The 18596-nt window shown below is 65.1% G+C and carries 18 protein-coding genes; 8 read left to right on the top strand and 10 right to left on the bottom strand.

The annotated features are described in order from the left end of the window. Nucleotides 1-74 precede the first annotated feature (74 nt). Nucleotides 75-1031 carry a hypothetical protein gene (locus LOM8899_RS11425; RefSeq protein WP_093992362.1) on the bottom strand — a complete coding sequence of 319 codons (957 nt, stop codon included), beginning with the start codon at nucleotides 1029-1031 and terminating at the stop codon, nucleotides 75-77. A 53-nt stretch (nucleotides 1032-1084) separates the two neighbouring features. On the opposite strand from LOM8899_RS11425, the gene LOM8899_RS11430 reads away from it, so the two are divergent. After that, nucleotides 1085-1840 (top strand): maleate cis-trans isomerase family protein, encoded by a 756-nt coding sequence (locus tag LOM8899_RS11430; protein WP_093992363.1) that lies wholly within the window; start codon nucleotides 1085-1087, stop codon nucleotides 1838-1840. A 2-nt stretch (nucleotides 1841-1842) separates the two neighbouring features. Here the strand turns inward: LOM8899_RS11430 and LOM8899_RS11435 are convergent, their stop codons facing one another. From LOM8899_RS11435 to LOM8899_RS11475, 9 genes are read right to left on the bottom strand one after another with little or no spacing between them, the layout of a single operon-like run. Continuing rightward, nucleotides 1843-2958: a CaiB/BaiF CoA transferase family protein gene (locus tag LOM8899_RS11435; RefSeq protein WP_093992364.1), complete on the bottom strand. Its 1116-nt coding sequence runs from the start codon at nucleotides 2956-2958 to the stop codon at nucleotides 1843-1845. Nucleotide 2959: 1 nt separating this feature from the next. Continuing rightward, nucleotides 2960-4162: a CaiB/BaiF CoA transferase family protein gene (locus tag LOM8899_RS11440; protein WP_093992365.1), complete on the bottom strand. Its 1203-nt coding sequence runs from the start codon at nucleotides 4160-4162 to the stop codon at nucleotides 2960-2962. Continuing rightward, on the bottom strand, nucleotides 4162-5331 hold the full coding sequence (locus LOM8899_RS11445) for an acyl-CoA dehydrogenase family protein (RefSeq protein ID WP_093992366.1): 1170 nt from the start codon (nucleotides 5329-5331) through the stop codon (nucleotides 4162-4164). The genes LOM8899_RS11440 and LOM8899_RS11445 overlap by 1 nt, the downstream gene beginning before the upstream one ends. Nucleotides 5332-5344: 13 nt before the next feature. Continuing rightward, nucleotides 5345-5863, bottom strand: a complete 519-nt coding sequence (locus LOM8899_RS11450; RefSeq protein WP_093992367.1) for a MaoC family dehydratase — start codon at nucleotides 5861-5863, stop codon at nucleotides 5345-5347. 30 nt (nucleotides 5864-5893) lie between these two features. Next, nucleotides 5894-6727: an HpcH/HpaI aldolase/citrate lyase family protein gene (locus tag LOM8899_RS11455; RefSeq protein WP_093992368.1), complete on the bottom strand. Its 834-nt coding sequence runs from the start codon at nucleotides 6725-6727 to the stop codon at nucleotides 5894-5896. Then, nucleotides 6724-8109 (bottom strand): MmgE/PrpD family protein, encoded by a 1386-nt coding sequence (locus LOM8899_RS11460; protein WP_093992369.1) that lies wholly within the window; start codon nucleotides 8107-8109, stop codon nucleotides 6724-6726. Before LOM8899_RS11460 ends, LOM8899_RS11455 begins: the two co-directional genes overlap by 4 nt. Continuing rightward, nucleotides 8106-8990, bottom strand: a complete 885-nt coding sequence (locus LOM8899_RS11465) for a polysaccharide deacetylase family protein (protein ID WP_211096193.1) — start codon at nucleotides 8988-8990, stop codon at nucleotides 8106-8108. Before LOM8899_RS11465 ends, LOM8899_RS11460 begins: the two co-directional genes overlap by 4 nt. After that, on the bottom strand, nucleotides 8990-9814 hold the full coding sequence (locus tag LOM8899_RS11470; protein ID WP_093992370.1) for an SDR family NAD(P)-dependent oxidoreductase: 825 nt from the start codon (nucleotides 9812-9814) through the stop codon (nucleotides 8990-8992). Before LOM8899_RS11470 ends, LOM8899_RS11465 begins: the two co-directional genes overlap by 1 nt. Beyond that, nucleotides 9811-10128 carry a RedY/HapK family protein gene (locus tag LOM8899_RS11475; protein WP_093992371.1) on the bottom strand — a complete coding sequence of 106 codons (318 nt, stop codon included), beginning with the start codon at nucleotides 10126-10128 and terminating at the stop codon, nucleotides 9811-9813. The genes LOM8899_RS11470 and LOM8899_RS11475 overlap by 4 nt, the downstream gene beginning before the upstream one ends. A gap of 245 nt (nucleotides 10129-10373) precedes the next feature. On the opposite strand from LOM8899_RS11475, the gene LOM8899_RS11480 reads away from it, so the two are divergent. The 7 genes from LOM8899_RS11480 to LOM8899_RS11510 are packed head-to-tail and all read left to right on the top strand — an operon-like array spanning nucleotide 10374 to nucleotide 18590. Next, entirely contained in the window at nucleotides 10374-12041 is a 1668-nt protein-coding gene (locus LOM8899_RS11480; RefSeq protein ID WP_168770532.1) for an ABC transporter substrate-binding protein, read from the top strand. Between the two features lie 44 nt (nucleotides 12042-12085). Then, on the top strand, nucleotides 12086-13114 hold the full coding sequence (locus tag LOM8899_RS11485) for an ABC transporter permease (protein WP_093992373.1): 1029 nt from the start codon (nucleotides 12086-12088) through the stop codon (nucleotides 13112-13114). After that, nucleotides 13114-14028: an ABC transporter permease gene (locus LOM8899_RS11490; protein WP_211096194.1), complete on the top strand. Its 915-nt coding sequence runs from the start codon at nucleotides 13114-13116 to the stop codon at nucleotides 14026-14028. Before LOM8899_RS11485 ends, LOM8899_RS11490 begins: the two co-directional genes overlap by 1 nt. Beyond that, the gene (locus LOM8899_RS11495; RefSeq protein WP_093992374.1) at nucleotides 14015-15835 is read left to right on the top strand and encodes a dipeptide ABC transporter ATP-binding protein; all 1821 of its coding nucleotides are present in this window, start codon (nucleotides 14015-14017) and stop codon (nucleotides 15833-15835) included. Before LOM8899_RS11490 ends, LOM8899_RS11495 begins: the two co-directional genes overlap by 14 nt. Further along, nucleotides 15828-17429 (top strand): FAD-dependent oxidoreductase, encoded by a 1602-nt coding sequence (locus LOM8899_RS11500; RefSeq protein ID WP_093992375.1) that lies wholly within the window; start codon nucleotides 15828-15830, stop codon nucleotides 17427-17429. The genes LOM8899_RS11495 and LOM8899_RS11500 overlap by 8 nt, the downstream gene beginning before the upstream one ends. After that, nucleotides 17426-17839 carry a hypothetical protein gene (locus tag LOM8899_RS11505; RefSeq protein WP_093992376.1) on the top strand — a complete coding sequence of 138 codons (414 nt, stop codon included), beginning with the start codon at nucleotides 17426-17428 and terminating at the stop codon, nucleotides 17837-17839. Before LOM8899_RS11500 ends, LOM8899_RS11505 begins: the two co-directional genes overlap by 4 nt. Further along, the gene (locus LOM8899_RS11510) at nucleotides 17832-18590 is read left to right on the top strand and encodes an SDR family NAD(P)-dependent oxidoreductase (protein ID WP_093992377.1); all 759 of its coding nucleotides are present in this window, start codon (nucleotides 17832-17834) and stop codon (nucleotides 18588-18590) included. Before LOM8899_RS11505 ends, LOM8899_RS11510 begins: the two co-directional genes overlap by 8 nt. Nucleotides 18591-18596: the final 6 nt, after the last annotated feature.

The following is an 18596-nucleotide window of genomic DNA, read 5'->3' on the forward strand; positions in this document are numbered from 1 at the left end:
AGCGTCGGTCGGACGGTGCTTTGGGCAATCATGCGAATGTTTCCGGGCATCTGTCAAGAATTTGTCCGGACAAGTTATCGGGGTGATTTCGAAGCGGCCGGAGCCGTCGCGGAAATACGCTGAAAAACCGGGCGCAGCACCAGCGGTGCAAAGAAAATGGGCAGCTGCGCGGTCATCACGACAAGCAGCACACGCGGCTCGACCACAGGGGCAATGGCCGCCACCATCAGCGCGATATTCTTGACCGCTGCGACCACGCCGGTGGCCAGCGCCGCCTCTCTGGACCCGCGCCAGAACAGACCGACGGCACTGGCGCAGGACAGCACCGACAAGAGCCATGTGGCCCCGAACAGGGCAAGCCACAGCAACGGATCGGCACGCAGGGTCTGGCCGATTTCGTGCATCACGCCAACGCCGATGCACATCACGAGAAAGATCGTCGTCGAATCGATGGCAGGGGCGGCGCGGTCGATCCGCTCCTTGCCCAAGATCCGGCGCACCACAAACGCCGCGGCAAAGGCGCCGCCGATAAATATGGCCAGCCGAAGGATGAGGGCGGTCGCGTCGATTCCCTGGCCGAAACCGGGCAAGGCCTTGGTCACCAGCCACATCGTCGCCGGGGCGGCAGCGGTCGCCATCAGCGACACGGCCGTGACGCGGGCCGGGTCGATGCGCAACAGAATGGCAAACGCCGCCGAAGAGCTCAGCGGTGGCGCCGCCGCGATCAGCACCAGCCCGGTGATCAGCCAGCCGGGCAGGCCCAATATCAGGCCCACGATCCCGGTCAGGATCGGCAGGACGACGAGCACGACAAAGGCCGCCGCCGTGACGCGCCACGCCGGCCGGAACGCCCGGCCCAGCTCGCCCATGTCGATCCGCATCACCGACAGCGGCACCATGACGACCGAGATCGGCACCACCCATCCGCGCAGGATGGCCGCCAGTTGCGGCACCGCCAGCCCCAACGCGATCGAAGCCACCATCCACAGCGGCGAATACCTGCGAAGCGATGCGGCAAAGGCCCCGATCATCGGTTGCGCCGCCGCCGTGAACGGTGAAAACTGCCGCGACAGGAGGTGCGCGGATGGAGCGGGATAAATTGGGCTGGCGCGCCCGGATCGGCGTCGTGGCCCCGGCCACGAACACCATCGTGCAGCCTGAAATGGAGGCGATGCGGCCAGACGGCGTGACCAATCACCTCGGGCGTATCCGGGTGACCAACGTGCCAATGGCGACGGATGCCGATTTCATAAAGCTGCTCGACGCGCTCGATGCGGATATGGACCGCGCCTTGGACGACGTCGCCGCCGCGGCGCCCGATCACATGATCATCGGCGTCACCTCTCCGATGCTGCGCGGCGGGCGAGCATCCTGCGACGCCCGGCTTGCAAGGCTCGAGGAGCGGACCGGCATCGCCATGACAGCCGGCTCCACCGCGCTGGCGCGGGTTCTCGCAGCACTGGGGCTGAAACGGATCGGGCTGATCACGCCCTATCAGCCGGTGATGGATCAGATGCTGACGGACTTCTTCACGGGCGAGGGCGTGTCTGTGGCTCACCTCGTCACCTTGCGCTGCCCGACGCCCTTCGCCATCGCCCAAGTCCCGCAAGGCCGGCTGAGCCAAGAGATCGAGGCGGGCGACCGGCCCGAGATCGAGGCATGGGTGCAGGTCGGCACCAATCTGGCGTTCACGGGCTTTGTCCCGGCGTTGACCGAGCAGGTCGGCAAGCCGGTCATCGGGGTCAACGCCGTCACGTATTGGGAGGCGCTGCGCCGCGTCGGCATAACCGAAGACCTGCCCGCACTTGGGCCAATCCTCGGGGATTTGCCCTACCGATAGGGTCAGCGGCGTGCCTCCCGGCGGATCTCGGCACCATGCTCGTCAAGGTCGGGCAGGCTAAGATCGGGCTGGCCCGGTTCGTCACGATACTTGATCGGGGTGCCGATATGGCGATTGCCCTCGGCATCGGTCAGCAGCATTTCGCGGGCGGCCACCTGCGGCGAATGCCACGCTTCGTGCAGGTTCAGCACCGGGGCGAAACAGACGTCACGGCCCTCGAACCACTGGATCCAATGTGCGAGCGGTTCCTTGACAAATGTCTCGCGCAGAAACGCCTTTGCAGGCTCTTGGGTCGGGCCGGGCGGGCTGGTGGCGGCGTCGATCAGATCGGGCCGGCCCAGATCGGTGAGCAGATTGCGGGCAAACTTCGGCTCCACCCCGCCCAGCGTCAGGTGGCGGGCGTCCGACGTCTCGTAAACCGAAAAGAACGCATAGCCGCCAAAGCTGCGCTCGTTGGCGATGACGGGCGGGCGGTCCTCGGCAAACACCGGGCCGACCACATTGGGCAGCCACGCCATCGTGCTGTCCTGCATCGAAATGTCGATCACATCGCCCTTGCCGGTCTTTTCGCGGCGCAGCAGGGCCATCAGAATGGCGGCCAGCGCGGTCATCGAGCCTGCCACATCGGCCACCGGCATGTGCGGATTGACGGGATGCCCGTCGCGGCCGAGGTTGAGCGAGACCACACCCGCAAGCGCCTCGATCGAGAGGTCATGGGCGGGGCGCTTGGCCTCCGGCCCAGTCTGGCCGAAGGCGGCGATAGAGCAATAAACGGCCCGCGGGTTCACCGCCATGACGGCGTCAGGGCCAACGCCAAGGCGATCCACGACGCCGGGCCGAAACGCCTCGATGATCACGTCCGCCGTGCGGCACAGGTCCATGAAAACGGCGTGATCCTCGGCGGATTTCAGGTCCAGCACCACTGAGCGCTTGCCGCGATGGGTGTTGCGAAACCACGTCGTCGCACCGCCCTCGACATATCCCACCTTGCGGACCGGCTCGCCTGTTGGGGGCTCGATCTTGATCACGTCGGCCCCGTGATCGGCCAGCACCTGCGTCAGCATGGGCCCCGGCAGAAACAGGCTCAGATCGAGGATGCGGTAGCCGTCCATCTTCATGTCAGATCACCTTTTCGGCCCGAAGCGCCGCAATGTCGTCATCGAGGAAACCCGCGCTGCGCAGCACCGCGTCGGTATCGGCACCGCGCTTTGGGGCAGGGGTCGCGCGGGCACGCTCCCCGTCCAGCCGGATCGGGCTGGACAGCACCCGCAGGCCCGGACGGTCGGGATGGTCAATCGACTGGATGCCCTCGGTCCGGGCGAAATACGGATTGTCGAGCGCCTCTGGCATGGTCAACACCGGCGCCGCCGGAACCCGACCGGCCAACTTGCCCATCCAATGCGCCGTGCTCTGTTGGCCAAAGGCCGCGTCGAGCAGCGCCGCCAGAGCATCGCGGTTGTCAAAGCGATCTCGCGGCGTGGCAAAGCGGGGATCTTCGGGGAGATCCGGCAGACCGAGGATCTGGCAGAGCTGAATCCAGAATTTCGGCAGCACACACATCACAAAGATATGGCCGTCGGCCGTGGGATAGGTCTCGCACGGCACCACCGACGGATGGCCGCTGCGGGGCCTGCGCGCGACCACATCGCCTTCGTTCAGATACCACGTCGCCGGATAGGTCAGCTGGTGCATCGCCACGTCGTAAAGCGTCACGTCCACATCGCGGCCCTTGCCGGTGCGCAGCGCCCCCACGAGGGCGGCGGTCAGAGCAAAGGCGGTCGTGATGCCGGTGATGTAATCGACGATGGACAGGCCCATCCGGGTCATTGGGCCGTCCGGCTCTCCGGTGAGGGACAGGTAGCCCGCCTCGGCCTGCATGAGGTAATCATACGAGGGCCATGTCGCCCGCTCTCCGACCCGGCCATAGCCGGACAGATGGGTGCAGACCACGCGCGGATTGTGCGGGGACAGGTCGGCGTAGGTCAGGCCCAGCTTGCCCGGCAGATCGCCGCGCAGGTTGTTCATGACGACATCCGCGGTGCCGACCAACCGGTGCAAGACCTCCTTGCCGCGCGGGGCGCGCAGATCCAGATCGAGGCTCTTCTTGCCCAGATTGAAGGTCTGGAAAAAGTGGCTGTCGCCGTCACCCAGAAAATGCGGACCAGAGGCGCGGCTGCTGTCGCCTCCCGTCGCCGGGCTTTCTATCTTGATGACTTCGGCGCCCATGTCGGCGAGATACATCGAGGCAAACGGGCCGGCCCCGTATTGCTCGACCGACAGTATGCGGGTGCCAGCAAGCGGCGGGTCGGAAATCCCAACCATCAGATGGGATTCCGCTCGATCAATTGCTTGGCCACGATGATGCGCTGCATTTCGTTGGTGCCCTCACCGATGCACATCAGCATTGCGTCGCGGTAGTAGCGCTCGATCTCGTATTCGGTCGAATAGCTGTAGCCGCCGAAAATACGCATCGCCTCCTGCGCACAGAACACGCCGGTCTCGGTGGCGAAATACTTGGCCATGCCCGCCTCCATGTCGCAACGCTGGCCGCTGTCGTATTTCTTGGCGGCATCCTCGATGAGGAGCTTCGACGCGGCGACCTTGCTGGCCATCTCGCCCAGCTTAAGCTGGATCGCCTGATGCTCAGCAATCGGCTTGCCAAAGGTCTGGCGTTCCTGAGCATAGCGGGTGGCCAGCATCAGCGCGCCCTCCGCGATACCGGCGCCACGGGCGGCGACGTTGATACGGCCAAGCTCCAGACCGCCCAGAACCTGCTGCAAGCCGCGGCCCTCGGCCCCACCAAGCAGGGCATCGTGCGGCACCAGCTTGTCGTCGATCAGCAACTCGCAGGAATCGATCGAGCGATAGCCCAGCTTGGTCAGCTTCTTGGAGACCTCATAGCCTTCACCCTTCTTGGTCAGAAAGGCGCTCATGCCCTTGTGGCGGGGCTTGGCCTCGGGATCGGTCTTGGCAAGGATCATCAGACAATTGCCGTTCAGGGAATTGGTGATCCACGTCTTCGTGCCGTTCAGGCGATAGCCTTCGTTGGTCTTGTCGGCCTTGGTGCGGATCGCCTGCAGATCGGTGCCGGCGTTCGGCTCGGTCAGGGCAATCCCGCCGCGCAACTCGCCGGTGGCCATCTTGGGCAGCCATTCGGCCTTTTGTTCGTCGGTGCCGGCGCGCTCGATGGCAGAGGCCATGATGAGGTGAGAGTTGAAGATGCCCGACGGGGCCATCCAGGCACTCGCCACCTTGACCACGATCTTGGCATAGGTCGACGCGGGCAGGCCAAGGCCGCCATACTCGGGCGAGATGATCGCGCCAAACAAGCCAAGCTCCTTCATCTGCTCGACAAGCTCGTGCGGATAGGTGTCGGCCTGATCGTGTTCGCGGGCAATCGGGCGGACCTCGCCCTCAACCCATTTGTCGATGGCATCGAGGATGGCGGTCTCGTCGTCGGCAGTCCAATCGGTCTGTGTCTGGGCGTTCATCTCTCTCTCCGGATCAATAATTCGCTTTGTCTTCTACGCCGTGGCCCCGCTTGGGGATAAGGATCGTGCGCTGGAAATCGCAGACCAGCACCCCGTCCTGGTTGAAGCCGCTGGTCTTGACGGTCACGAGGCCGGCATTGGGGCGGGACTTGCTCTCGCGCTTGGCCAGGACCTCGCTTTCGGCGGTGAGGGTATCACCGGCAAACAGCGGGTGGGTCATGCGGATATCGGTCCAACCCATGTTGGCGATGGCCTTCTGGCTGACGTCGGTGACGCTCATTCCCACCATCAGCGCCACGGTCAGGGGCGAACAGATGATGCACTTTCCGAATTCGGAATGCTTGGCAAACTCCGCATCGAAATGCATCGGATGCGTGTTCATGGTCAGCAGGGTGAACCATGTGTTGTCGGTCTCGGTGATCGTGCGGCCGGGGCGGTGTTCATAGATATCGCCAACGGTAAAGTCCTCGAAATAGCGACCAAAGGTTTCGCGGATTCTGTTTTCACCAACGGATTTTTCGTTCTGAGACATGGCGTAACTTTCACTTTGGAATTGAGGCGCTTAGGTGGCTTGGGCGTCGCGCAGCGCAAGGATGCGCTGCATCGACCGGATCACGGGTTTTTCGATGAGTTTGCCGTCCAGAACGGCGAGGCCGTTCGGGCTCTGGTCGAACAGGTCGATCACCTTCTCGGCATGGGCGATCTCGTCCTCCGAGGGGCTGAAGGCCGTGTTGAGGATCGACAGGTTCGACGGATGCAACGCCGCCTTGCCGGTAAAGCCAAGTGCGCGTGCGGCATCGGCCTCTTTCGACACGGCCTGCTCGTCGCGAAAGGCAAGGCACGGCACATCGAGCAGATCGACGCCTGCCAGCTTCGCAGCATGGATCAGCGTGGTGCGGGCGTGGAACAGCGGCTCGGGGGCGACCTCCACACCAAGCTCGGCGGCATAGTCGACGGCACCGAACATCGCAAAGGAGATCCGGGGCGAGGCGCTCAGGATCGCGGCGGCATTGTACAGGCCCTCAAGGCTCTCGATCAATACGGCGATCTTCAGGGGCGCGGCGGCCTCGGTGATCAGCTCGTCGGTCAAGCGAACCTCGTCCGGCGTGGCGACCTTGGGCAGGAAGATCGTGCCACCCGTCGGTCCGGCCTCCAGCAAGGCAAGAATATCGCGCAAGCCGTCCGCGCTGCGCAGGCCGTTGATCCGGACCACACGCTCCGGGCCGGCGGCATCGGTCAGGAACCCGGTGGCCGTCTCGCGGGCGCTGGCCTTGTCGGCGGGCGGCACGGCGTCCTCAAGGTCAAGGCAGACGATATCGGCACCGGACGCCAGCGCCTTGTCATGGATCGCGGGGCGGTTGGCCGGGGCAAACAGCAGGGATCGGTGCGGCGTCATACGGTGTCCCCCCGAGAAAGCGTCATCAGATCGGCGATGTCGTCCATGCTCTCCAACCCGGCAATGGCGGCGATCAGCCTGTTCTGACCGGCCTGATCCAGCGGCGCGCTGGCATAGCCTGCGCAGCGGCGGAATTTGGCGATGTTGTCCTCGTCGCTCAGCGGGTTGTCCGGATGGCCATAGACGTAGGGCAGATCGCAGACATGGCGGGTCCCGTCGCGCAACTGCACGGTGATGCGCTGCGGGTCGAGGGCGTTGAGGTCGGGATTGTCGTCCAGCACCACGCTGACGCATTTGGCATAGCGATGAACCGCCGGATCGGTCAGCGCGGCCCCGCGGAAATCCGGCACATCGACATTGCCGCGTGCCAGGAACGTGCCCGCCACAAAGGCGAGGCACAGCTTGGCATAGTTCGCCTCGGGGCTTTCCACGATGGGGCGGCCGACGAGGCGGTGGACCAGCGGCGGCACAAGCGCCTCGATGCTCTCGATGTCGTCGGGCGCAAATCCGTGCCGCTGCATCAACTGGCCCAACCCGTCGATGGCGCCGTGGGTCAGGCGGCCAGATGGGTAGGGCTTGTGCGACATGTTGAGGATCTGCCAGTCCTTGCCCAGCGAGGGCAGGAAGGCGTCGATGTCGTGATCGTCCTGCTCGAACAGGCGGAAATAGCCGTATTGCCCGGTCAGAATGTCGTGCGGCCCACGAAACCCGGCCGCTGCCAGATCGGCGGACACGATGGCGGCGCGGGCGTTCAGGCCAACCTGCATTCCCAGCATGGGCGAGCCTTCGGCATGGGCCTGCAAGGTGCCACTGGTCTGCGAATACTGCGCGCCAAAGGCGTCCTTCATCCGGCGCTCGTCAAACCCGGCAAGGCGGCCAATCGCGGCAACCGCACCGAAACCGCCCGCCGTGGCAGGCCGGAAAAAGCGAAGCTCGGCATCCGTGACGATCCCCAGCATGGTCGACACATCGACGCCCACGGCCAAAGCCGCGATCAAATCATCGCCCGAGACTCTGCGGCCGCGTCCTGCTTCGCGCTCGGCCCAAGCCATCACGGCACCGGTGATCGTGGCCATCGGATGCAGAACGGCGCCTTCGTGGACGCAGTCAAACTCCAAACAGTGGATCTGATAGGCGTTCACCACCGCCGCCGATCCGGCACACATCTTCACGTCGCTGGCGAGCACGCTGGCCTCCGGCTCCGCCCCCCAGCCACGGGCGACCTCGATCAACTCGGTCACGCCTGTGCCCGATGATCCGGCAATGCCGACACCAAAGGTGTCGAGCAGGAAGGTCTTGACCTTGGCCACCACCTCAGGCGGCAAATCCGCGGTCCGGGCCGTCACCACATGGGCGGCGATTTGATCGAGCGGGTTCGTCATGCGCCGGCCCCACCGGTCGGGGCAGGCACCGCCGCCGCAAAGGCGCGGGCGATGTCCAAACGACTGGCGCACCAGACGTCGGGCTTGGACTGCACATGCGCGATCAGCTTGTCCAGCGCCCCGATCCGTCCGGGCCGCCCGATGATGCGCAGGTGCAGGCCCAGCGACATCAGGCGCGGCACCCCGTCGTCGGCTTCGTCATAAAGGCGGTCAAAGGTCTCGACCGCATAGTCCAGCCATTGAGCAGGCGTATATCCCGGCGCCAGCCAGAACTTCATGTCGTTGGTATCGAGCGCATAGGGGACGATCACGATGGGCTTCGGCCCTTGCGGCGTCTCGACCACGTCCCAGCGGGGAGTGTCGTCCGAGAAATCGTCCATATGATACTCGAACCCCATCTCGGCGAGCAGGGCGCGGGTGATATCGGTGTGCAGATAGCGGGACAGCCAACCCAAGGGGCGGGTGCCGGTGGTGGCTTCGATGCTGTCGATGGCCTTCTGGATGAACTCGCGCTCGCGCTCTTCCTTGAAGCTGAACTGATGGACCCAGCGCCAGCCGTGCGAGCAGGTCTCGTGACCACCATCCACGATCATCCTGGCCAGTTCGGGCGCATTCTCCAGCGATTGCGCGGCGGCGGTGACGGTGGTCTTGATCCCGGCCTTGTCGAATGCGCCGAACACGCGCTTGGCGCCCGCGCGGATGCCGTAGTCATAGTTGCTCTCGTTGGCGTAGTTGCGGATCGGAATCTTGAGGGACACGCCCAATTCATCCACCGGCTCCGGGCCCTTGTCGCCGCGGGCGACCGACATCTCGGATCCCTCCTCGATGTTGATGACAAAGGACATGGCGATCCGCGCCTTGTTCGGCCATTCAAACGACATCAGTGATACTCCTCTCCGCCCGAGACATTCATCGCCTCGCCGGTGATATAGCTGGCTTGATCCGAGCACAGGAAGGCGACCGCATTGGCGGTATCTTCGGGCAGGCCGGTGCGACCCAGCGGGATACGGGCGCGCATCCCGTCCATGTATTGCTCCAGCGTTTCGCCTCTGGCCTTGCTCATGAAGTCGTTCTGCCACGCGCCAAGGCCGGTGGTCACATGGTTGGGGCAGACGGCATTGACGGTGATCCCATGCGCGCCCAGTTCCAGCGCGGCAGAGCGGGTAAAGCCGAGAAGACCATGCTTCGACGCGGTATAGGCTGAGGCAAAGGCAAAGCCGGATTTCGCCGCCTGACTGGCGATGTTGATCACCCGACCGCCCTCGCCGCCGCGGATCATCAGCGGCGCGGCTTGCCCGGTCAGCAGCATCGGCGCCCGCAGATTGACGCCCAGAACGGCATCCAGATGGGCGGGGTCGGTTTCGGTCAGCGGGCCAAACAAATATCCGACGCCTGCGTTGTTCACGAGGATATCAAGGCGGCCGAACAGCTCATCCGCTGCGGCGACGATGGCGCTGATGGCCTCGGCGTCCAGCAAATCGCCGGTGACAGTTTCCACCCGGCGGCCGGTGGCATCGCGGATTTCCCGGGCCGTCGCCTCCAGATCCTGCGCCACGCCAACACCGTGGGCCGGGGCCAGCTCGCCGTCGACGGCACCACGATCGTGAAGCAGAATATCGCAGCCCTCCGCCGCCAGCCGGGCGGCGATGGCCTGACCCAACCCCTTGGGGCGGGCGGCGCCCGTGATCAGGGCGACGCGGGTCATTGCGCTTCGGTGATGTCCTGCATCACCATGAATTGCGGATTGTCGGCAAAGGTCTGAAACTGCGCGGCAATATCCTGCATTTGCGGGGTGCTGACGTCATCGCCAAAGGCGGCATCGTCGGCCACCTCGATCACCTCGATATAGGCGTAGGGGGGCTGCGCGTCCGATCCCAAGAGGCCGGTCGAACGGTAGACGTCAAAGCCCGCAATCGAGCCCAATCCACGGACCACGGGGATGTCGGTCGACTTGGCCCAAGCCTCGTATTCCGCCGGATCGACACCGGGTTTGAGATTGAAGACGACGAAGACGCGCATAGCAGAATTCCCAGGCTGAGGATCGCTCGACGATCCAAATGGCAAATTTGTCCGGACAAATGAGGACGGTTTTTTTGTCCTTGTCAAACCCTTTTCTGCTCCTGCGACCGGTTGCCCAAAATTCAGCCACTGGCGGCAGGCAGGCCCGCTCATCGGAATTTGTCCGGAGAAATTCCTTGACAGGTCTGGCGAGTCGATGCGTTATTTGTCCGGACAAATCAATAAAAACGGGGAGAACGGAAAAGATGAAGACGATGATGTCGACAGCAACGGCCGCGCTATGCGCGTTATCCGTCGCTGGGGCCGCAACGGCCCAAGAGATTCTCATTCTTGCCGAGGATGTGCCGGCGGGCCTGAACTACGACGGTCCCGCCGCCGCGATTCCCTCCAGTCAGCAAGGCATGGTCACCCTGCTCGAGCCGCTCGTCGGCTATGCCGACGGTGAAACGGTCGATGGCGTGGTCGTACCCGACTTCGACACTTTCGAAGGGCGTCTGGCGGAAAGCTGGACCTATGACGCCGACACGCTGACCTGGACGTTCAACCTGCGCCAAGGTGTTACGGGCTGCGGCGGGGCGACCTTCAACGCCGACGACGTGATGTACACCTTCGAGCGGGCCAAATCCGTCTCGGGCGCGGCTCCGATCGGCTGGTTCCTGTCGAACGTGGCCAGCATCGACGGCTTCGGGCCAGAGGTGTTCGGTGACGACGCGGCGGCCAAGGAATTGGGCGACAGCATCGTCAAGATCGACGATTACACCGTGCAAATCCGTCAGGCCGAGCCGAACGCGCTGCTGCTGCCGGTTCTGACGATCTTCGGCCTGCTGATCTTCGACAAGGAGACGATGGAAGCCAACGCCACCGAGGCGGACCCGTGGAGCCACGACTACGTCAACAACACCAACGCACCGGGCTTTGGCGGCTATTGCCTGGAAAGCTGGGCCAAGAACGAACAGATCACCTATTCGTCCTTCCCGGACTACTACCGCGGCGCACCCGATGCGACGCGAGTGAGCGTGCGGCGTGTGCCGCAATCGTCCAACCGGCTGGTCGTCCTGCGCTCCGGTCAGGCCGATCTTGTCACCGGGCTGACACCGCGCGAATACAACTCGATTGCCGATGTCGATGGCTTGACGGTCGCCGGTGTGACGGGCAACGAAAACCTGTTCATCCACATGAACTTCGACGTCGAGCCCTTCGACAACATCAAGCTGCGCGAAGCGATTGCGCATGCGATACCCTACGACCAGATCATCGCCACAGGCTATTTCGGCGAGGCGACACAATGGAACGGCATGGTGCCCTCCACCTATCCGGGCTACGCCGAGGTCGCGGGGTTCAGCTATGATCCCGAGATGGCAAAGTCCCTGCTGGCCGAGGCCGGCTATCCGGACGGGGCCGGGCTCGACGCCTTCGGTGAAGCCTTCGCGCTGTCTTATGTGGCCGAAAAGGAATCGACCCTCGGTCCGATCGTCAACGTGATCCAGACGGCCCTGCGCGAAGTCGGCATCCCGGCAACGCTCGATCCGATCCCGCAAACGCAATACGGCGACCGCCAGCTTGTGCGCCGCGATCTGCCCTTTGCGGTCAACGATCAGGAAAAGCCGATCGGTGTGGATGCGGGCTATGCGATCCAGCTGTTCTTTGTCTCGCCTGAAAACGGCGGTCTGAACAACATGGTCAACTATCGCAATGCCGACCTCGACACGATGTGGTCCGGCGCGCGGGTCGATCCCGATACCGCAAGCCGCGACGCGACGCTTGCCCAAATCCAGGAGATGCTGGCCGCAGACGTGGCATGGTTGCCCATCGTCGAATACCGGACCCAATGGGCGTTCCGGGATCGGGTCAGCGGGCTGAAGTGGTATCCGGACAACTCGATCCGCTACACCGACCTTCAGATCTCTGAATAAGCGCATGGGGCCTTTCCATAGGCCCAAGACCGGAAAGGCCCCAGATGCTTCTACGCTACATTACCCGCCGGATGCTGATTGGCGTGATCCAACTGTTCTGCTTGGTGATCGCCGTCTTCTTTCTGATCCGGCTCCTGCCAGCCGACCCCGTGTCCCGGCTGGTGGGGCTCAACTCCAGCCCCGAAGGCTACGAACAGGCCGCCCGGCAACTGGGGCTCGACCGGCCGCTCTTTGAACAGCTGTGGATCTACCTCGGGCTGTCTCCCGACATCGCGCCGGGGCTGCTGCAAGGGTCTTTGGGCGTGTCATGGGCGTCCGGCTCCACCGTCGGTTCCGAGATCGCCACGTTCCTGCCCGTCACGTTGCAGCTTATCACGCTGGCCTTCATCCTCGCCTTCATCATCTCGATCCCGGTGGGGATGCTCGGCGCCCTCAATCCGGGCAAGGCGGCAGACAAGGGGGTCTTCGTCTACAGCCTCTTTGCCGGGTCGCAGCCGGAATTCTGGTGGGGTCTGCTGTTCGTCTACGTCTTCTACTTCCAGCTCGGCGTGGCCCCCGCGCCCTTGGGGCAGCTCTCGCCAATGACCTTCCCGCCAGAGCCGGTGACGGGCTTCATGCTGATCGACACGCTCATCGCGGGGGAGCCTGCGAAATTCTTCGAGGCTCTGCACCACCTGATGATGCCGGTGATCACGCTGGCGTTCATCCTGTCCGGGCCGATCATCAAGATGGTGCGGCAAAACATGCTCCGCGCCCTGCAATCGGATTTCGTGCTCTACGCCAATCTGATCGGACTGCCGCGCAAGCGGGTGGCGCGCTACGCGCTGCGGGCCGCGATGGGGCCGTCGATGACGCTGATCGGCATCCTCTACGGCTTCATGCTGTCCGGAGCGGTGCTGGTGGAAAGCGTGTTTTCGCTGGGCGGGATCGGGCAATACGCGATCCGCTCGGTGCTGGCCTTCGACTATCCCGCCATTCAGGGGGTCGTGCTGGTGATCACCGCGATCAGCCTCGTGGTCTACCTGCTGCTCGACCTGATCCACGCCGCTATTGATCCAAGGATTGCCTATTGATGCCCGATCAAGTGCAAGACCTCCTGCTCGACGAAACCACCTACGTCCCGCCGGTGCGCAAGGCCGATTGGCTGATGCGGATCGGCGTGTCGATCGTGACGCTGGTGATCTTTCTGGCGCTGTTCGGGCCGTATATCGGGCCCTACGATCCCACGCGCACCACCATCCGGATCGCCGTGCCGCCTCCGGGGCTGACCGAGATCCCCGGCCTTCTGGCAGGCTGGATCGGCGGCACTCTGGAATATCCGCCACATTGGATGGGCACCGACGCCAACGGCTACGACATCTTTTCGCGGGTGATCGCCGCGCCGCGCACCGATCTCAAGATCGCGCTCTTGGCCAACATCCTGTCGCTGATCACCGGCGTGTTCTTTGGCCTCGTCGCGGGCTACTGGCGCAACTGGGGGACCGAGCTTCTGATCCGGGTGTCGGACGTGCTGCAATCCTTTCCGGTGTTCATCATGGCGATGGTGCTGGTGGCACTGGCCGGACGGTCCGCGACCAACATCATCATCGCACTGGCCTTCGTCTACACGCCGATCTACCTGCGGCTGACGCGGGCCGAAGTCCTCGGGCAAACCTCGCGCGGCTTTGTCGAGGCGGCGCGCGCGATGGGCAATTCCGAATTGTCGATTGCGCTCCGGCACGTGTTGCCCAACTCGCTGACACCGGCGCTGATCCAGTCCTCCGTCACCATCGGCTTTGCGATCCTGCTGACGGCGGGGCTGTCGTTCGTCGGCGCGGGCGTGCGGCCGCCAACCCCCGAGTGGGGGCTGATGATCTCGACAGGCGCCAACCAGATCGTGCTGGGCGAATGGTGGCCCTCGGTGTTCCCCGGCCTCGCGATTTCGCTCACCGTGTTCGGCTTTGCCGTCCTCGGCAACGCATTGGAGCGTCGCTATGAACGGGGATAATCCGCTGCTGCGCGTCCGCGATCTCAAGGTCGGCTACGAAGTGCCGGGCGACCTGATCGTCCCGGTCGAAGGGGTCAGCTTCGATCTCAACCCGCACGAGGTCGTCGGGCTGATCGGCGACGCAGGCTCGGGCAAATCCACCACGGCGCTTGCGCTCATGGGCCTCGCCCGGCCTCCGGGCAAGATCCTCGGCGGGTCGGTCGAATTCGGCGGCCGCGATCTGCTCACCTTGCCGGATGCCGAAATCCGGGAGATCCGGGGCCGCGACATCGGCATCATCGTGCAGAACCCCCGCGCGGCTTTGAACCCGATGTTGCGGGTCGGCCGGCAAATCGGCTTTGCCTACCGCGCCCACAACGAGGCCACCGAAGCCGCCGCCCGCGCCCATGCCATCGACATGCTGCGCCTCGTCGGCATCAACGATCCCGAACGCCGGGTCGAGGCCTACGCGCACGAGCTTTCCGGCGGCATGGCGCAGCGGGCGCTCATCGCGATGGCGCTGTCGTCCACGCCCAAGCTGCTGATCGCCGACGAGCCGACCTCCGGCCTCGACGTGACGATCCAGGCGCAATTCCTCGACGAGATGTGGCAGACGGTGCAGAAAACCGGCTCCGCAATGCTGCTCGTCACACAGGAACTCGGCGTCATCGCCAATTTCTGCGACAGGGTGCTGGTGCTGCACAAAGGGCGGATCGTCGAGGACGCGCCGGTGCGCCAATTCTTTGCCGAGCCGCAGCATCCCTACAGCCAAGAGGTGCTACGTTTCTACCACGAACGGGCCTCCGGCTACCCCGAGCAGGTCACTGGCGGAGCCGGTTTCCTGCGCACCGACGCCCTGACCAAACACTTCCCGCTGCGCGGCTCCGACAAGGTCGTGCAAGCCGTCGACAAGGTCACGATCAGCGTGGCCAAAGGCGAGGCGGTCGGCCTCGTGGGCGAAAGCGGGTCGGGCAAGACCACCGTCGGGCGCTGCCTGATGCGGCTCGAGCATCCCACCGCAGGCGCGGTCATCCTCGACGGCCAGGACATCACCGCGCTGAACGCCGCCGAGATGCGCAAGATGCGATCGCGGATGCAGATCGTGTTCCAGGACCCCTTCGACAGCGTCAATCCGCGCTGGACCGTGGCCGACATCCTCGACGAGCCGCTGCGCGTCCACGAAGGCGGCGACAAGGCCGCCCGGCGCGAACGGGCCGTGGCCGCGCTCAAGCAGGTGGACCTCGATCCCTCCCTGATGATCGCCAAACCGCGCGACCTCGGGGCCTCGACGCTGCAACGGATCAACATTGCCCGGGCGCTGATCTGCAATCCGGATTTCGTGGTGCTGGACGAGCCGACCAGCGTGCTCGCCCCCCGCGCCCGCAACAGCCTGATCGCCCTGCTGGCGCGGCTGCAAAAGGAACTGGGGATCAGCTACCTGTTCATCAGCCACGACCTGACGACCGTGCGCTATCTCTGCCAGCGGGTCGCCGTGATGTATCTGGGCCAGATCGTCGAGGAAGGCAGCGTCGAACAGGTCTTCACCGCCCCTCAGCACCCCTATTCGCGGGCGCTCCTGTCGGCACACCTGATGCCAGACCCGACGAACAGGCGGGTCGACAACCCGGTGCCGGCGGCGCTCGAAGGCGAGATCCCCTCGCCCATCGACGTGCCCAAGGGCTGCTATCTCGCCAGCCGATGCCCGCATGTCACCGACGCCTGCCGCGCCAACCCGCAAGTGCTCACCGACCTCGGCCAAGGCCGGGCCGTGCGCTGCGAACGGGTGGTGGCGGGTGAAATCACCCTTCAGGAGGCCGCCCATGACTGACATCGTGATCGTCGGGGCCGGGGCCAGCGGCGGCGCCGCCGCCTGGCGGCTGGCGCGGGCGGGGTTCAAGGTCACCTGCCTCGAACAGGGCGGCTGGGTCGCCCCCGACGCCACGCCCTCGCTGCGCCCCGATTGGGAAATCGCGCGGCAGACCACGCACCACCCGAACCCCAACGTCCGGGCCGCGCCGCAGGACTACCCCGTCGACGACACCGACGCCGCGATCAAGCCGTTCCTCTATAACGCCGTCGGCGGCTCCACGATCCTCTGGGGCGCGCATTTCCCGCGCTTCCGGCCCTCGGACTTCCGCACCAAGACGCTCGACGGGGTCGGCGACGACTGGCCGATCTCCTACGAAGACCTCGCCCCCTACTACGCCGAAAACGACCGGATGATGGGCGTCTCCGGGCTGTCCGGCGATCCCGGCAACCCGCCTCGCGAGGCGCGGCAAATGCCGCCCGTCCCGCCGGGCAAGGCGGGCGTGCGAATGGCGCAGGCCTTTGACCGCTTGGGCTGGCACTGGTGGCCCGCAGACGTCGCGATCAACACCCAGCCCTACGGCGAAGGGCGCGGAGCCTGCAACAACTGCGGCCCCTGCGATCTGGGCTGCCCCCACGGTGCACGCAGCGCCACCGACGTCAGCTATTGGCCACAAGCCATCGCAGCCGGGGTCCGACTGATCACCGGGGCGCGGGTGTTCGACGTCGAAACCGACGCGCAAGGGCGTGCCACCGGCGTCGCTTGGTATGACCACACCGGCACGGTCCAACGGACGAAAGCCGCCGTCGTGGCCCTCGCCTCCAACGGGCTCGGCACCGCGCGGCTGATGCTTTTGTCCACGTCGAAACGGTTTCCCAACGGGCTGGCCAACGACACCGACCTCGTCGGACGCAGGCTGATGCACCACCCGACCGGGATGGTGACGGGACGGTTCACCGAAGCTATGGACGGCTGGGCCGGCCCCTTTGCCGTGTCGATCCTGTCACAAGAGTTCTACGAAACCGACCCTACCCACGACTTCGTGCGCGGCTACCAGATGCAGCTGATCCGGTCCGACGGACCGGTCGGCACGGCGGTTGGCGGCTACCTGCCGCGGGTGCCGTGGGGGGCAGGGCACCACGCCCGGTTCCGCGAAGTCTTTGGGCACAGCGCCAGCCTGACGGTCACCACCGAAGACCTGCCGCGCCTCGAAAACCGGGTCACCCTGTCGGACCATCTGACCGACAGCAACGGCATCCCTGCGCCCAAGATGACCTACAGCCTCGACGACAACACCAAGCGGATGATCCAGCACGGGATCAAAAGCGCCACCCGCGCTTTTGCCGAAGCGGGCGCCGCCGACATCACCGCGCAATCGCTGGTGGCCGACGCCGGGTTCCACCTGCTCGGCACCGCCTGCATGGGGGCCGATCCGGGCAGCAGCGTGACAGACAGCAACAGCCGGGCGCATACGGTGCCAAACCTGCTGATCCTCGACGGCTCCGTCTTCACCACCGCCGCCGCGCTCAACCCCACCTCCACGATCCAGGCCCTCGCGCTCCGGGCCGCCGACGCGCTGATCCGCGACCGGGCCGAGATGCAGGTGGCGTCATGAGTGCGATGCTCGACACGATGATCCCCGGCGATGCGGATTTCCCGGCGGCCAGCGCCATCGGCTTGCACGACGCGCTTACCACGCATGACAGGTTCGCCGCACCCTACGCGGCGATCACGGCGCTGCTGCCCGACGGTTTCGACGCGCTCTCTGCCAAAGACAAGGAAGCCGCGCTGACCGATCTGGAACGGCAAAGCCCGGCAGAGTTCAATGCGCTGACGGTCGGGGCCTACAGCCTCTACTACACGCATCCACAAGTCGCCGCCGTGATCGAGGCGCTCACCGGGCACACCGCCCGCCCGCCGCAACCGGCGGGGCATCCGCTGGAGCCCTTCGATCCGGCGATGGTCGCCGTGCCTGCCGCACGCGGCCCGCTTTACCGCCCAACACCGGAGGCCAAAGATGTCTGAGCCCAATCGCCACAAGGGAAAATCCGTCCTCGTCACCGGCTCTGCCAGCGGGATCGGGCTGGGGATCGTCGAACGGTTCCTGGCCGAAGGAGCGCAGGTCGCGGGCTTTGATCTGCACGAGACGCAGGCCAATGGGGTGCTGTCGATCAACGGCGACGCCACCGACGAGGCGGCGGTGCAGGCGGCGGTCGACCGGGTCGTGGCCGAACACGGCGGTCTCGACGTCATGGTCTGCAACGCGGGCGTCATAGCCGTGCAACCCGTCGTCGAGATGGAGTTTGCCGAATGGCAGCGGGTCATGGACATCAACGTCAACTCGGTCTTTCTTGGCAGCCGGGCCGCAGCCCGCGCCATGATCGCCCAAGGGCGCGGCGGCGTCATCATCAACGCCTCCTCCGGGGCTGGGCGGCGCGGTGTGCCAAACCTGTCGCACTACTGCGCCTCCAAGGCCGCGATCCTGATGCTGACGCAATCGCTGGCCATCGAACTGGCGCCACACAAGATCCGGTCCAACTGCTACGTGCCGGGCCATATCGAAACGCCGTTCTGGGGCGGCATCGCCGAAGGCTTTGCCAAGGTCACGGGGCAAACGCCCGAAGCGGTGATCGAGGGCTTCCGGCAGACTGTGCCGTGGGGGCGGTTCGGCACGGCAGACGATGTGGCGGCGGCGGTGTCGTGGCTGGCGACGCCCGACGCGGAATACGTCAGCGGGCAGGCCATCGCCATGAATGGCGCGGAATTCCCGTTCTGAAGGGCA

The sequence above is a fragment of the Flavimaricola marinus genome (genome assembly GCF_900184895.1).
Taxonomy (GTDB): Bacteria; Pseudomonadota; Alphaproteobacteria; order Rhodobacterales; family Rhodobacteraceae; genus Flavimaricola; species Flavimaricola marinus.